The following is a 14,107-nucleotide window of genomic DNA, read 5'->3' as shown; positions in this document are numbered from 1 at the left end:
TAAACCGCCTCACCGCCTCACCGCAGGCGCGAACAACCCAAAAAGCCCCCGTATCGGTTAAGGTAGAACCATGAGCTTTCCCGTACCGCGCGCACCCAAGATGCGAACCCTGTTAACCGCGTCTTACACGCCGGTACACCGTGAAGTATCCGCTGGAGGCATCATCATAGACTTCGCGCGCCAGAGTCTGCCTGCTGCCATTATTGCGCGCATTAACCGTGCCGGACGCGTCGAATGGTGTCTGCCCAAGGGGCATATTGAAGAAGCAGAAACCCTTGAAGAGGCTGCACAACGCGAAATTGAAGAAGAAACCGGGATACGTGGTGATATCCTGCACTCACTCGGTAACATTGAATATTGGTTCACCTCTTCCGGGCAGCGCATCCACAAAACGGTGCACCACTACCTGCTGAAGGCAACCGGAGGGGAAATCACCATCGACAACGACCCCGACCACGAGGCCGTAGATGTGGCCTGGGTACCGTTCACGGATCTTAACCGCAGGCTATCGTTCGCTAACGAGCGGCATATTGCCGACCTCGCCCGCGAATTCATCCAGTCACGGCTCTAAACCTACGCTACGCACAGGAGGCACCAGTTGGCACGAACAGACGCGCTCGCAAGCGCGATCATGGCTGCCGGGACGCTCGTATCCCGAGTGCTCGGACTAGTCAGGACGGTTCTTATTACCGTCGCCATCGGCTCCCTCTCAACCGTCGGCGACGTGTTTGAGGTCGCCAACACCCTCCCCAACCTCATTTACGTGCTGGTTGCCGGGGGCGCGTTCAACGCCGTGCTCGTGCCGCAGATCATTAAAGCCGCCAAAGCCCAAGACGGCGGGGCACTGTACATTTCAAAGCTGGTAACACTCACCGTCACCGCTATTGGGCTGATTACGGTCATTATGGTCGCCTGCGCTTGGCCCATTATTGATGTGATGGGCTCCACCTGGACACCGGAGCAGAAACAATTAGGGGTCATTTTCTCGCTCTGGTGTTTGCCGCAGATCTTCTTCTACGGCCTGTATACCGTCATCGGGCAGGTGCTGAACGCTAAAGATGCGTTCGGAGCCTACATGTGGTCGCCGGCGCTGAATAACGTCATCTCCATTATCGGCCTGCTGGTGTTCATTGTTATGTTCGGGGCGCAGAACACCACCATTAACCCGCCGCTGCACTCGGTTGAGAACTGGACCAGTGCCCAAACGGTTGTGCTTGCAGGTACTACTACCCTCGGCATCGCCATGCAGGCCCTCGTGCTGTTTATCCCCCTACGCCGCCTGGGGATGCATCTGCGCCCCAATTTCGGGTGGCGCGGTATTGGACTACGTGAACCCGCTAAACTCGCCGCTTGGACGCTTGCAGCGGGCGCTGTGGCTAACCTTTCCTTCATGTATATGAACCAGGTTGCTGCATCTGTGGTTGGTGAACGTGCCCGCTATGCGGAGATGGGCATCCAAATCCCCGGCCTGCAGGCCCTCAACTACGCCTCAATGCTGTATATCCTCCCGCACGGTGTGATTGGTATGTCCATCGCTACCGTGCTCTTTAACCGGATGAGCGCCTCCGCCAGCGCCGATGATAGGGACAGTGTCATCCACGCCGTCTCTCACGGGCTGCGTACCTCCGGGGTGGCCACCATTTTCTGCGCCGTGGCGCTTATTGTCCTTGCCGGGCCGGTTGCTATCCTGTTCAGCGGCGGCGACCGGGTGGCGGCCACTATTATTGCCAAGCTCATTGTCATTATGGCGTTAGGTACCCCCACACTCACCGTCACGTTCCTGTACGGGCGTGTGCTTTACGCTCGTGAAGACGCCCGCACCCCCTTCAAAATTCAGTTGTTCTCGGCCTCCATCATGGTAGTGATGAGCTTCAGCGCCTCCCTGTTGGATGCCCAGTACACCGTCTACGCATTGGCGTGCATCTATCCTACGCACAATATTCTGCTCACCGGTATTAGCCACTACCTGGTGAAACGCCGCCTTGGCTATTACGGACAGAAACGTATCTTGAGCGTGTACGCCCGCGCCACATTCGCAGCTGTTTTCGCTGCCGGGGTGACCGCCGGGGTCCTGTGGCTGCTGGGCGGGTACAGCGCCAGCGGTTTCGCCTGGGCGTCGAAAATCAGCGCCATTATTACCCTGATTGTGTGCGGGCCGGTCATGCTCGGCTCTTATATGGTGGGGTTGCGGGTTTTCCGGGTGAAAGAAGCCGACGCGCTTTTCGCACCCATCACACGTAAACTGGGAAGATTAGCACGCCGTTAGGTCGGCAAAACCGCTGAAAACCCACAGAACCCGTTAAGCCGGGTAAACTTTTGATAGAGAACAGCCCTTGAACTGGGCGTACGAGCGAAAATTCGGGAGAGCACTTGTCTCAGCAGATTCCGGTAGGCACGGTACTCGGTGGCCGCTACGAGATCACCGCACAGATTATCGTTACCGCCGAGACAGATATGATTCTCGACGGCATGGATCAAATTCTCAGCCGTAAAGTGTCAGTGGTCGTTGCGTCCCCGGCACGCAGCAACCTGCTTGAGAACAACTCGCGTGTGCTCAATGAGAGCAACCCCTACAGTTTCCAGATGCTCGATATGGGTATCACCCCCGAAGGCAGCAAGTACCTCATTACGTCGTACATTGCCCCCTCTGTGCTGCTGGATGCGCTGTTGACCGAGCAGCGCTCGCTTTCGGACGTGTACGATGATGAAGCTGCCTTGGGCACCGAAATTTTTGGTGCGACCGTGCCGACTCAGCCCGCCGCAATGGAGGTTATTGGGGCCATTAAAAGCTGGGATGGTAACCCTATTCAGCCGGAGATGGGCGGCGGCATGTACCCCGGCGGGGACCTGTATGACGATGATGAGGACGATGAAGATGACGGCCGCCGCGGTACGTGGGTGATCGTTCTCGCCGCCGTACTGCTGCTGCTGATTGTGGCCGGTGCCGTGCTGATTTCGCTCACGGGTATTGGGTCGTCTAAAACCGCAGAGCCAAAGCCAGCCAAGTCTACATCCGCCTCAGCCTCGGCCAGTGAGGGTGGCGAGAGCCCCTCCCCCACTCCCAGCCCGGAAACCACCTCAAACGCCCCAGCGAAGATCGCCACCGTGGCCCGTCTAGTGCCGAATAACCCCACGTTCATGTCTGAGACGGATGCGAACCTGCCCAAGCTTGCGGATAATAACCCCGCTACCGTGTGGATGAGCTACGGCTTTGGGAGCGGTAAGCTGGCTGTTCCGTTCGCGCTGTCTGCCAAACTTCAAACTCCCACGGTTGTTTCTAAGGTGACGATGCAGCAGAACACTGGTACCGGCGGGGCGTACACCGTGTACGTGAACAACCAGAATTCCCTCAATGGGGCCACCGAGGTGGGTAAGGGAACGTTTAATGGGAAAGACGCCGTGGTTGAGCTGGATACTTCCAAGCAGAGCGCAGATAAGGGCGGGTATGTGATTATTCAGTTCACTGAGGCCCCGAAGCTTTCACAGCCCATCTCAATCTACCCGTACGGGCTGCGGCTTGCCGAGTTGAAGGCTGAGTAGCCCAGTCCCTTTTCTCTCCCCTTATGCCCCGCAGGGATGCTCACACCGTTGAGCGTCTCTGCGGGCTTTTGTATGTGCCGTAGTACCCCAGTGTGGTGCTGGCGGGCTGAGATGCCTAAGTCTGTTAGAAAACGTAACGTATGGCATACCGAGGCCCGAAATGGAATAATCAAAGGAACTATCACGTTTATGTGGCACGATATCAATAATTGGGACGAAAGAGAGAAAAATGAACACCAATACAACAACCGGTGGCCTTTTTGGTAATGCCGCGCTTGGAGGTGTACGTCTTGGCGCCGCATCAACGAAACCTGAGGGTGCGAGCACATCTGCCGCTGAACAGGGCGAGCAGACGGTGCACAATGTCATTATTGTGGGTGCGGGCCCCGCAGGGTATACGGCGGCAATTTATGCCGCCCGCGCTAATCTCTCACCCGTGCTGTTTGCCAGCTCCGTATCCCCCGGTGGTGCTCTTATGAACACCACCGAAGTTGAGAATTTCCCGGGTTTTATTGAAGGTATTCAGGGCCCCGAACTCATGACGAATATTGGTGCGCAGGCTGAGCGTTTCGGCACAGATATTCGCTACCAGGATGTTGAGAAACTTGACCTTACCGGCGAGGTGAAAAAAGTAATCCTCGCGGATGGTTCGGTGCATCTGGCAAAGACTGTAATCCTCTCGACCGGTTCAGAATACCGCAAGCTCGGCGTTGAGGGTGAGGATCGTCTTTCCGGCTACGGCGTATCCTGGTGCGCAACCTGTGACGGTTTCTTTTTCAAAGAAAAGGATATTGCCGTGGTAGGCGGCGGCGACTCAGCACTTGAAGAGGCACTGTTTTTGACCACCTTTGCCCGGAAAGTCTATATTATTCACCGCCGTGATTCGTTCCGCGCATCCGATATTATGCAGAAACGTGCTTTTGAGAACCCGAAGATTGAGGTCCTATGGGATTCTGAGGTCAGTGCTATTGATGGTGATTCAAACCTTGAGAAGGTAACCCTGAAGAACACGAAGGATGGTTCTGAGCGCGAGCTGCCCCTGAACGGGCTCTTTATAGCCATCGGTTCAGACCCCCGTGTTGATATGGTCAAAGATCAGCTCACGCTCAGTGAGCAGGGCACGATTGAGGTTCAGGGACGTTCTTCAAAGACTTCTGTCCCGGGCGTATTTGCTGCCGGGGATGTTATCGACCCGACGTATCGTCAGGCAATTATCGCTGCGGGCTCCGGTGCCGTGGCGGCGCTTGATGCGCAACACTATATTGAAAATATGTAAAGAGGAGGCAGAACAATGAGCTCGGTTAAGCAGGTTACTAACGCTACGTTTGACGCTGAGGTGCTCAAAAGCAGCAAGCCCGTCATTGTGGATTTCTGGGCTGAATGGTGCGGACCCTGCCGCCTAGTGGCTCCGGTTATTGAGGAGATTGCCGCTGAATATGAAGGTAAAGTAGATGTGGTGATGGTAGATGTAGAAGAAAATGGTGATATTGCACTGAAGTACAATATCACTTCCATCCCCGCAATCCACCTTTTCAAGGACGGCGAACTCGTCAAACCGACCGTGGGTGCCAAGGCTAAAAAAGCTCTGCTCGCAGAATTTGCAGAGTACATCGACTAAATCTCTTCGCACGTTGGGGGCGGATGTTTCACGTGAAACATCCGCCCTCACTGTGTTTCTAGCACTTTACCCACACCTATTCAGTTCTGGGTACATGATACGCACAGGGGATAGATATACGGTCTACTGCAACAGGAAGCCCCCTCCCCCGCTTCTCCCGTTCTGGCAAGGACTGCACCCTGCAGAAGGCCAGAGTGATCAGGTGTGGTTATCTTCTGCCGATATTGTTCTTAGCCATGCCCAGTTCACTCCGGTCTGACACTTTAGCAGAGGTAATCTCAGAAGCACCGTATCAGCACGACGATTAAAAACAAAGGTGGTGATGTTTCACGTGAAACATCACCACCGGCGCTGACTACACCTAGTTTTCGAAGTTAGTATCCAGCGTCTTAATAATCCGGTTCAGATCATCGACATTGGCGAATTCGATTGTCATCTTTCCCTTACGTGCACCCAGACTTATCTTTACCGAGGTATCCAGCTTATCGGCAAAGGCATCGGCGATATAGTCCAGACGCTCCCGATGTTTCTGCGGGCGAGGTTCCTTCCGCTGTTTCTTATCCTCTGCGCCAGATGCTGCGGCCACCAGTTCTTCAACAGCACGCACCGATAGGCCCTCATTAACGATCTTCTGCGCCAAAGTCTCGATCTGTGCTTGATCTGTGAGCATGAGCAGAGCGCGGGCATGACCGGCTGATAAAACGCCGGCCGCTACACGACGCTGTACCAATGCAGGAAGCTTAAGCAACCGGATGGTATTGGAAATCTGCGGACGTGACCGACCAATACGCTTAGCCAGCTGATCCTGGGTGGTACCAAATTCCTCCATCAGCTGCTGGTAGGCGGCCGCCTCTTCAATGGGGTTCAGCTGGCTCCGATGTAGATTTTCAAGGAGGGCATCACGGAGCAGATCGTTATCCTGGGTATCGCGCACAATCGCAGGAATTGTAGGCAGTCCCGCCCGCTGGGTTGCCCTCCAGCGACGCTCCCCCATCACCAGCTCATATTTCTCGTGGCCTTTTTCCCGCGATGGACGCACGACTATCGGCTGTAAAACCCCAATCTCTTTCACCGAATGAACGAGTTCATCCATATCATGTTCGTCAAAATCAACGCGAGGTTGTTTGCGGTTTGGGTGAATATCTGAAATATTGAGGATCGCAAACTGCGCACCCGGAACAGGTACCAGGTCCTCAGAAGAGCTGGGGGTCTTCACTTCTTCACCAAAGAAGAAGTCAACAGGACGGCGGGTAAGAGTCGTATTACGAAGTGCCTGACCCATATCGAGACGCTGTTTCTTTTTCAATGTTTCACGTGAAACATCCTTTGTATCGGCCGCCAGTTGAGGCGTTTCCTCAGTTGGGGCTGATTCCTGAGAAACAGCTTGGGAGGGTATCGGCTGTTCTGATTCTGCGGGCAGCTCATCGAAAAGATCATGCTCTGACGCCGATTTTTTCCCCGACAAATGTGGTGCGGAGGCGGTCTTAGTCTCAGCAGATAACGCCTTCTCTCCTGCCGCCGTGGTGTCTGCAGCAGCCTTTTTATCCGCCAAATCTGCGGCTGCTGCCGAAGTTTTGTCCTTAATAGCAGACTGTGCTTTGGTGCCCTTTTCCTTCTCTTGCGTGTTATGAGGCACCTCTTCCATCTTCTGATCGGTTGGCACAGGCAGCACTTCTTGATCGAGAATATGTTTACGGCCCAATCCGCCGCGCACCGATGAGGACTTTTTAGGAGCAGGAAGCTTCGCTAAAGAGGGTGAGGATTGTTGTTCCGTGGTCTTCTTCTGGACAGTACCAGTCTCTTGACGGCCCATACCTGCAGCCCGTTTTTTTCCTGTGGCTGCTGAGGGGCTCGTGGATCCACCTTTTTGTGTACTGGATACTTCCTTCTGCTCGGATGTGGGTTTGGTGCTATTGGGGATAAGCGCCCCTAACCCCCTACCGAGACCCCTTCGTTTTTCAGCCATCTTTCCTCCTCATTAACGTATTCCCTCGCATATGTTCGGCAGGTTTTGGGGTATTCACTGGGTGTGCCTTTACTTTCCACACCGCTATTTCTGCCGTATATGAAACATACAATCAACCTTAATCGTATGTTTTTATGTGTTTTTAGTGTGCCTATCGCATGGCTACCTCGCGCGCAGCTTCCCGATACGCCTGCGCACCTGTCGATGCCGGGTCATAGGTAATAACGGTCTGCTGGTAGCTGGGAGCCTCAGAAATACGAACTGACCGAGGGATGAGGGTCTGCAAAGTTTCTGTAGGAAAATGCTCGCGCACTTCATCAGCCACCTGTGCTGCAAGGTTAGTGCGCCCATCATACATGGTAAGCAGAATGGTGCTAATCCTCAGACGCGAATTCAAGTGTTTCTGAATCATCTCGATATTCTTCAGAAGCTGGCTCAAGCCTTCCAGTGCATAGTATTCGCATTGGATGGGAATTAGAATCTCGTCAGCCGAAACAAATGCATTGACGGTAAGCAGCCCCAGGCTCGGCGGGCAGTCGATTAATACGTAATCAAGGCGCGGCAGGTTATGGGACTCACGCCACGTACTGTAATCCTCCAAGGCACCTTTAAGACGGGTTTCACGCGCCACCATTGAGACCAATTCAATTTCAGCCCCGGCGAGGTCAATATTAGCCGGGGCACACCACAGCCCTTCTAGATCGGGGCAGGTCTGCACAATTTCATGCAGAGGCTTGTCGTCAATCAGCACGTTATACATGCTGGGGGTTTCTACATCGTGTTCAATACCGAGCGCGGTCGAGGCATTACCCTGCGGGTCGTTGTCGATAACCAGCACATTCATTCCAGCCTCAGCGAGCGCTGCCGCCAGGTTCACGGCGGTACTGGTTTTACCTACGCCGCCCTTCTGGTTTGAGATAGTGAGGATGCGGGTGTGTGCGGGCTTCGACAGGGTGTAAAGCGAACCGTTATCGGTTGCTTGTTCGGTCATTTTTTCTCCTCGGCGTCATGCAGTCGGGTGCCGTTTAGGGATGCGTATCGGTCGATGTTTCACGTGAAACATTCGGATTATTCCCCTTTTTCATGCGCCGTGTGCGCCTGAAGGTGGGTCTCCGTCTTTTTCACTCTCTATAAGATTACCCGTAGATTTCTTTCAACACCACGCGCAAGGGGTTAAACACCCAGTATTACCCGTGAAAGTTTCACGTGAAACATTGAGGAATGGTGAAACCTGCACTCGTGACCACAACAGACAATAAAAAATGGCCCCTCCCACATTAGGGAGAGGCCATCGAGTTGAGAAACAGTACCCGACTATAACTGGATGCGTACCACGGTGGTGGGCTCGTCTAATAGCCCCTCCCCCACCGTAAGGATCTCGGTCTGCCTGGCACCATAGCGGTTGAGTTTTTTCTTCGTTTTTGCCACTTCCTCAGCAGCTGAACGTCCCTTGAGAGCCAGCAGCTCACCGGTGCCGCGCAGGATCGGTAGAGTAATGTCAACCAATCCCACAAGCGCAGAGACAGCGCGAGCGGTTACCACATCGGCTTCCACCGCACCCACAGCCTGTTCAGCGCGGGAACGAAACACCGTTACGTTTTCAAGTCCCAAATCTTCCACGACCTCATTGAGCCAGTTAACGCGGCGTTCCAGCGGCTCAATGAGAGTCAGTTTCAGATCGGGCCGGGCAATCGCCAGACACAGCCCCGGCAAGCCCGCACCAGAGCCAACATCCACCACCGAAGCGCCCTCGGAGATAAGTTCCTGTATTACGGCGCAGTTCAACACGTGACGCTCCCACAGGCGCGGCACCTCACGCGGGCCAATGAGTCCGCGCTCAATACCGCTGGTGGCCAGATGCTCTACGTAGCGCTGTGCCAGCGGCAGACGGTCACCAAAGATTTGTTCAGCGGCAACCTGGTTTTTCCCATCCAGGGGTGTGTGCTCCATTTATACCTCCGGGAGCGAAATAACAACGTGACGGGACGGGCCCTCCCCCTCAGACTCACTGTAGAGTCCCTGCTCAGCCACAATATCGTGCACAATTTTGCGCTCATAGGCGCCCAGCGGGTTCATATGGTAGTCTTCCCCGCTTTCACGCACCTCTTCCACGGCCTGGCGGGCCGCATCAGCCAGCTGTTCACGGCGTTCTGCACGATACCCTGCCACATCAAGGATGAGGCGGGAACGGTTACCGCTGGCGGCTAGCACCGACAGTCGCACCAGCTCCTGCAGAGCCTCAAGCACCTGCCCATTACGGCCAACCAGTTGGCGGAGTTCTTCATTGTTATCTTCGTCGTTAAGAACAGCCAGGTACGTGCGCTGGTTACGCACCTCAATATCAATATCACCATCAATATCGGCGATATCCAGCAGTTCCTCCAAGTAATCGGCAGCGATATCGCCTTCTTCTTCAATATTTTCGAAGGTATTGGGACGTTCGGTGGAGGTTTCTTCGTAGGTTTCGTTTTCTTCAGTAACGTCAGTCATGGATCGGATGTCCTTTACGTGGTTGTGCGGTGGTGATGCGATGCGGCGGCTAATTCGATTTTGGCTTCTGTGAGCCGTCTGAAGAGCCCTTCTGCCCGCCCTTGCCTTTAGCGCGCTGCTGCTTCTGGCGCTTCTTACTCATCGGCTGCTGGCGCTGGCCTGCATTGGCACGTTCACGTGCCTCTTCCAGCTCTTTCTCGTGCTGCTCTTTGGTCTTGCCGACCGGAGGCAGACCCTTAGCGGCACGGCGCTCATTGAGTTCCTTCTCAGCCTGGGAACCGGGGGTGGGGTTATTGCGGATCACCCACCACTGCTGGCCCAGTGCCCAGAAGTTTGAGACGGTCCAGTAGTACATCACACCAAGAGGGAAGTTAATGCCCGTCACCGCGAAAATAATGGGGAAAATGTACATCATCATCTGCTGCTGACGGAACATCGGAGAGTTCAGTGCTGCCTCCGACATGTTCTTTACGCTCAGCTGCTTCTGAATAAAGAACTGGGTACCGCTCATGAGCAGAATCATGACGATTGCCTGGATTACGGTGGCGGTGTGGTTACCGTCGCCGGGGTTCATCATGGTCGAGAAAATGGGGGCACCGAAAATGTGGGCTTCGCTGAACTGTTTCACCAGATCGGCAGGAAGCATAAGGATGCCTTCATTCGCTGCTGCCGCCCCGGAAACTCCCATAAGCACCTGGTACAAACCGAAGAAGATAGGCATCTGGGCAATAATCGGCAGGCAGGAGGCAAACGGGTTGGTGCCGTGTTTTTTGTACAGCGCCATCTGCTCCTGTGCCATCGCCTGGCGGGACAGCTGGTCTTTCTTCCCCTTGTATTTGGCCTGAAGCTTAGCGATATCGCCCTGCATGGCGCTCATACCGCGCATCGCTTTAATCTGTTTGACGAAAAGGGGGATGGTGAGGGTACGCATAACCAGGGTCAGGCAGACAATGCACAGCACCCAGGTCAGCCCTGAGGACGGATCCATACCAATGGCGGTAAAGAGGGAATGGAAAACCCACAAAACCGCCGAAACTACCCACTTAAAGGGCAAAAGAATAAGGTCAAAAATATTTGGCACGAGAGTTTTTCTCCTTTTGACTCGGCTAAGTCAGCGAAGGCCCTAGTCAGCCTTGTTAGGGGCTGGTGGGCGGATGGTTCAGAAGTACAATTTTAGGTTCTTCACCCGGGGTGAAAACGCGTTTTCCGGGTGGTACAGGGTCGATTCCGCCGGTCGCCCACGGGGTGCAGCGTAGAATGCGCCGCACCGTCAGGGAAAGCCCACCAATAGCCCCGTGGGTGGTGAAAGCTTCCAGCCCGTAGGCGGAACAGGTTGGGTAGTACCTGCACACGTCCCCGTAGAGCGGGGAGATCACTTTACGGTACGCCTTAATAAGCCCAATAAAAATATTTTGAGGCAGCGTATACAGAGCGTGCAGCACAGAGACAGGCCGCACGAACTCGTGGGGTGCGGCATGTAGAAGAGCATCCGGGTCGCTGTGTGCGTGGTGCGTGGCGCTGCTGTGCTGGTGGAACCGTTCGTCACGGCGGTTTTTACTCATGGTTTTGCCCCGCCCCGCGTGGTTTCTGTTCTCCCGCTAGTTTCATCAGCGCCGCTGTGAGCGCCTGCGTGTAGTCATGGTGCAGCTGCTGGTAGGTGGCGTTTTTGGATGCTGGTAGTGCCCGCACGGCAATGTAGTAGCCGTGCGGGTGGGTTTTCACGGTATCGGAAGCTGCTTCACGCAGACGACGTTTAACGCGGTTGCGGACGACGGCATTTCCCACGGCTTTTGAAACGATAAAACCTATGCGGGTTGTTTCTCCGTTTTGTTTTGCCGCAGATAGAACAATGTTCCGACGCCCTGAGCGGACACCGGAACGGATTGTCTGCGAGAATTGGACGCCCGTGCGCATCCGGTGCTGTAAGGGCAGCACGTGATTCCCTTCGTTGTGGCAATCGCCCGCTAACGCTGGTGTGCGGTAGCGGGCGATTATGTGGTTCGTTAGGCCGAAAGCTTTGCGCGGCCCTTGGAACGACGGCTCGCCAGGATAGCGCGACCAGCGCGGGTGCGCATACGCAGACGGAAGCCGTGTTTTTTGGCGCGGCGGCGGTTATTCGGCTGGAAAGTACGTTTGCTCATACTTTTCTCCTTGTTCTGGTGCGGGATAACCCAACATCATGCAGGCGGGTTTCCCTAAGATTTTTGTGTACAGGGGTACCCTGACTCTTCGGGGTAGGCGGTACACATACAACAGAACAACTTTAGAAGAGCTGGCGGTGTCGGTCAAGTTAATGCGAGCGTGCTTCAGGAGTGGGTGTGCATGATGCGCGCTCTGTGTATACAGTGGATAGAGGGCATCCACAGAATGTGATTTTTCAACAACCCGCACGGGTTGTGGATTTTTTCCACAGCTTTCGTATACACCGGTTTTCTCCTGTATTTTCAGGGTTTATTCCGGTTCGATATATTTTTTCCACATATAAAACCACTGATTCTACACAGGTTTTCCACACTGTGGATAACGCCTGTGGATATTGGTGTTAATCTGTGTATAGTGTGGGTAAAGTCTTAATCACCGATCGGAAGGAACCACCTGTGGGCGAAACAAATAATGATATGGTGCAGCGGTGGGCTCATGTGGTGAGTCTGCTTCAATCCGATCATCAGGTGGGGAACCGGTTACGCGGTTTCGTACATTTAGCTCATCCGCAGGCGTTGGTGGGGAACGTACTCCTTATTGCGGTGCCGAACGAATACACACGGGACACATTCCAGTCGAAACTGAAAGAGCCGTTGAAACGAGCGCTACACACCGCTTACGGGCCCGAAATTTCTGAAGCTTTTCTGATTGATGAGTCGCTCTCAGCTACCGCGGAAACATCCCCTGAAGAGGCACCTTCAACTGTTGTTGGCGCCCCGACCGCGCACCCTCTTCCAACTGTTTCCGGTTCGTCCGAACATAGCGAACATACTTCCGGCTCTGCCTCCCCATCCCACGGGGCAGCAGAGTACGGTATGCCATCGTATGATTCTGTTTCCGGTGCTGCGCCGCGACATACTCAGGTGCCCGCCCCCTCTGGACAGCATGTGCACACTTATGAGGCGCACCCCTATAAAGCCCCCGAGCCGGGCGGTTTTGCGGAGGTCTCCACCACTCCCCCACTGCACGAGGTAGAGGCGGAACGGGTGGGCTCAACCGATGCGGGTTCTCATCACACCACTACTGACTCGTACGTCGCAGCACCGGAGGCGCCCGCTGCTGTACCGAATGCTGGCGGCGGTATTTTTCCGGACCAGTTACCGGCAGATCAGGCTATGCCGGATCCCTCAGCGCCTCCCGCAGCCGGTTGGGAAAGCTCAGCGCGGCTCAACCAGAATTACACTTTTGATACGTTCGTGATTGGTCAGTCAAATCGTTTCGCGCATGCGGCTGCGTTTGCCGTCTCTGAGTCCCCCGCGAATGCCTATAACCCGTTGTTTATTTACGGGGATTCGGGGCTGGGTAAAACCCACCTCCTGCACGCGATCGGACACTATGCTAAACACTTATACCCGTCGCTGCGCGTGCGGTACGTAAATTCTGAGGAGTTCACGAACGATTTTATTAACTCGATTCGTGACGATGAGGGTTCCTCTTTCAAACAGATTTACCGCAATGTCGATATGCTTCTGATCGACGATATCCAGTTTTTGGCGGGTAAAGAGCATACGCAGGAGGAGTTCTTCCATACTTTCAACGCCCTGCATAATCACCAAAAACAGGTTGTGATTACTTCTGATTTGCCGCCGAAGCAGCTCACCGGGTTCGCCGAGCGGATGCGTTCACGCTTCGAGTGGGGTCTGATTACCGATGTTCAGCCTCCCGAGTTGGAGACTCGTATCGCTATTTTGCGTAAGAAGGCACAGAGCGAATCGCTCAACGTTCCCGATGATGTGATGGAATATATTGCATCGCATATTACGGCGAATATCCGCGAGCTGGAGGGTGCGCTCATTCGTGTAACGGCGTTCGCCTCGCTCAATAAGCAGCAGGTGGATTTATCGCTTGCTGAGGTGGTGCTCAAAGACCTGATTACGGATGCTGGGGGTGCCGAAATTACTGCGGCGCAGGTTCTGGCGACCACGGCGGCGTATTTTGATGTGTCGATTGATGATTTACGCTCAAAGTCACGCACCCGTACGCTTACAAATGCCCGGCAGATCGCCATGTATCTGCTGCGTGAGCTGACGGATATGTCTCTGCCACGGATTGGGCAGGAGCTGGGCGGGCGCGACCACACGACGGTCATGCATGCGGTGCGGAAGGTCAGTGCACAAATGCCGGAGCGGCACGTGACGTTCAATCAGGTGACAGAGCTGACGAACAAAATCAAACAGGATCAGCGGCAGAACCGGTAAAAACAGGGATTTTCGCCTGTGGATAGCGTGTGTTTTAAACACCGCTGCACTGTGGATATTAAGTGAATGATTATTCCGTGGGTGTGGAAGACC

General features: G+C 54.6%; 14 protein-coding genes. 6 read left to right on the top strand and 8 right to left on the bottom strand.

Going from position 1 to position 14,107, the window contains the following annotated elements:
* Positions 1 to 70 precede the first annotated feature (70 nt).
* The 5 genes from D8M23_RS08670 (at position 71) to trxA (ending at position 5,158) form a co-directional block, all read left to right on the top strand.
* Positions 71 to 571, top strand: coding sequence for an NUDIX hydrolase (locus D8M23_RS08670; RefSeq protein ID WP_006887432.1), 501 nt, complete (start codon positions 71 to 73; stop codon positions 569 to 571).
* Between the two features lie 27 nt (positions 572 to 598).
* On the top strand, positions 599 to 2,266 hold the full coding sequence (gene murJ, locus D8M23_RS08665; RefSeq protein ID WP_126854426.1) for a murein biosynthesis integral membrane protein MurJ: 1,668 nt from the start codon (positions 599 to 601) through the stop codon (positions 2,264 to 2,266).
* A gap of 104 nt (positions 2,267 to 2,370) precedes the next feature.
* A complete protein-coding gene (locus D8M23_RS08660; RefSeq protein ID WP_126854425.1) occupies positions 2,371 to 3,540 on the top strand; it encodes a serine/threonine protein kinase in 1,170 nt (389 codons plus the stop codon).
* Positions 3,541 to 3,769: 229 nt separating this feature from the next.
* On the top strand, positions 3,770 to 4,816 hold the full coding sequence (gene trxB, locus D8M23_RS08655) for a thioredoxin-disulfide reductase (RefSeq protein WP_126500799.1): 1,047 nt from the start codon (positions 3,770 to 3,772) through the stop codon (positions 4,814 to 4,816).
* A gap of 15 nt (positions 4,817 to 4,831) precedes the next feature.
* Positions 4,832 to 5,158, top strand: a complete 327-nt coding sequence (gene trxA, locus D8M23_RS08650; protein WP_006887416.1) for a thioredoxin — start codon at positions 4,832 to 4,834, stop codon at positions 5,156 to 5,158.
* A 361-nt stretch (positions 5,159 to 5,519) separates the two neighbouring features.
* Here trxA and D8M23_RS12175 read toward each other — a convergent pair whose 3' ends face one another.
* From D8M23_RS12175 to rpmH, 8 genes are all read right to left on the bottom strand, one after another.
* Complete coding sequence (locus D8M23_RS12175; RefSeq protein ID WP_423816642.1) at positions 5,520 to 6,623, bottom strand: ParB/RepB/Spo0J family partition protein; 1,104 nt, start codon at positions 6,621 to 6,623, stop codon at positions 5,520 to 5,522.
* A gap of 652 nt (positions 6,624 to 7,275) precedes the next feature.
* Positions 7,276 to 8,115: a ParA family protein gene (locus D8M23_RS08640; protein ID WP_006887405.1), complete on the bottom strand. Its 840-nt coding sequence runs from the start codon at positions 8,113 to 8,115 to the stop codon at positions 7,276 to 7,278.
* 323 nt (positions 8,116 to 8,438) lie between these two features.
* The gene (gene rsmG, locus D8M23_RS08635) at positions 8,439 to 9,074 is read right to left on the bottom strand and encodes a 16S rRNA (guanine(527)-N(7))-methyltransferase RsmG (RefSeq protein WP_023133404.1); all 636 of its coding nucleotides are present in this window, start codon (positions 9,072 to 9,074) and stop codon (positions 8,439 to 8,441) included.
* Positions 9,075 to 9,614, bottom strand: coding sequence for a Jag family protein (locus D8M23_RS08630; RefSeq protein ID WP_126854423.1), 540 nt, complete (start codon positions 9,612 to 9,614; stop codon positions 9,075 to 9,077).
* A 49-nt stretch (positions 9,615 to 9,663) separates the two neighbouring features.
* A complete protein-coding gene (yidC, locus tag D8M23_RS08625; protein WP_006887410.1) occupies positions 9,664 to 10,695 on the bottom strand; it encodes a membrane protein insertase YidC in 1,032 nt (343 codons plus the stop codon).
* A 55-nt stretch (positions 10,696 to 10,750) separates the two neighbouring features.
* Positions 10,751 to 11,176 carry a membrane protein insertion efficiency factor YidD gene (gene yidD, locus D8M23_RS08620; RefSeq protein WP_006887440.1) on the bottom strand — a complete coding sequence of 142 codons (426 nt, stop codon included), beginning with the start codon at positions 11,174 to 11,176 and terminating at the stop codon, positions 10,751 to 10,753.
* Positions 11,169 to 11,549 (bottom strand): ribonuclease P protein component, encoded by a 381-nt coding sequence (gene rnpA, locus D8M23_RS08615; protein ID WP_126854422.1) that lies wholly within the window; start codon positions 11,547 to 11,549, stop codon positions 11,169 to 11,171. Before rnpA ends, yidD begins: the two co-directional genes overlap by 8 nt.
* A gap of 68 nt (positions 11,550 to 11,617) precedes the next feature.
* Entirely contained in the window at positions 11,618 to 11,755 is a 138-nt protein-coding gene (gene rpmH, locus D8M23_RS08610; protein ID WP_006887407.1) for a 50S ribosomal protein L34, read from the bottom strand.
* 456 nt (positions 11,756 to 12,211) lie between these two features.
* On the opposite strand from rpmH, the gene dnaA reads away from it, so the two are divergent.
* Positions 12,212 to 14,014, top strand: a complete 1,803-nt coding sequence (dnaA, locus tag D8M23_RS08605) for a chromosomal replication initiator protein DnaA (protein WP_006887413.1) — start codon at positions 12,212 to 12,214, stop codon at positions 14,012 to 14,014.
* Positions 14,015 to 14,107: the final 93 nt, after the last annotated feature.

The organism is Rothia sp. HSID18067 (assembly GCF_003989445.1).
Lineage (GTDB): Bacteria > Actinomycetota > Actinomycetes > Actinomycetales > Micrococcaceae > Rothia > Rothia aeria.
This window is presented reverse-complemented; position numbering and strand designations above follow the sequence as displayed.

What these genes read in the sequence shown, in the direction of transcription:
- yidD (WP_006887440.1), bottom strand. Translation starts at nt 11,176, where the DNA reads ATGAGTAAAAACCGCCGTGACGAACGGTTCCACCAGCACAGCAGCGCC.
- D8M23_RS08630 (WP_126854423.1), bottom strand. Translation starts at nt 9,614, where the DNA reads ATGACTGACGTTACTGAAGAAAACGAAACCTACGAAGAAACCTCCACC.
- D8M23_RS08640 (WP_006887405.1), bottom strand. Translation starts at nt 8,115, where the DNA reads ATGACCGAACAAGCAACCGATAACGGTTCGCTTTACACCCTGTCGAAG.
- rsmG (WP_023133404.1), bottom strand. Translation starts at nt 9,074, where the DNA reads ATGGAGCACACACCCCTGGATGGGAAAAACCAGGTTGCCGCTGAACAA.
- rpmH (WP_006887407.1), bottom strand. Translation starts at nt 11,755, where the DNA reads ATGAGCAAACGTACTTTCCAGCCGAATAACCGCCGCCGCGCCAAAAAA.
- trxB (WP_126500799.1), top strand. Translation starts at nt 3,770, where the DNA reads ATGAACACCAATACAACAACCGGTGGCCTTTTTGGTAATGCCGCGCTT.
- trxA (WP_006887416.1), top strand. Translation starts at nt 4,832, where the DNA reads ATGAGCTCGGTTAAGCAGGTTACTAACGCTACGTTTGACGCTGAGGTG.
- D8M23_RS08670 (WP_006887432.1), top strand. Translation starts at nt 71, where the DNA reads ATGAGCTTTCCCGTACCGCGCGCACCCAAGATGCGAACCCTGTTAACC.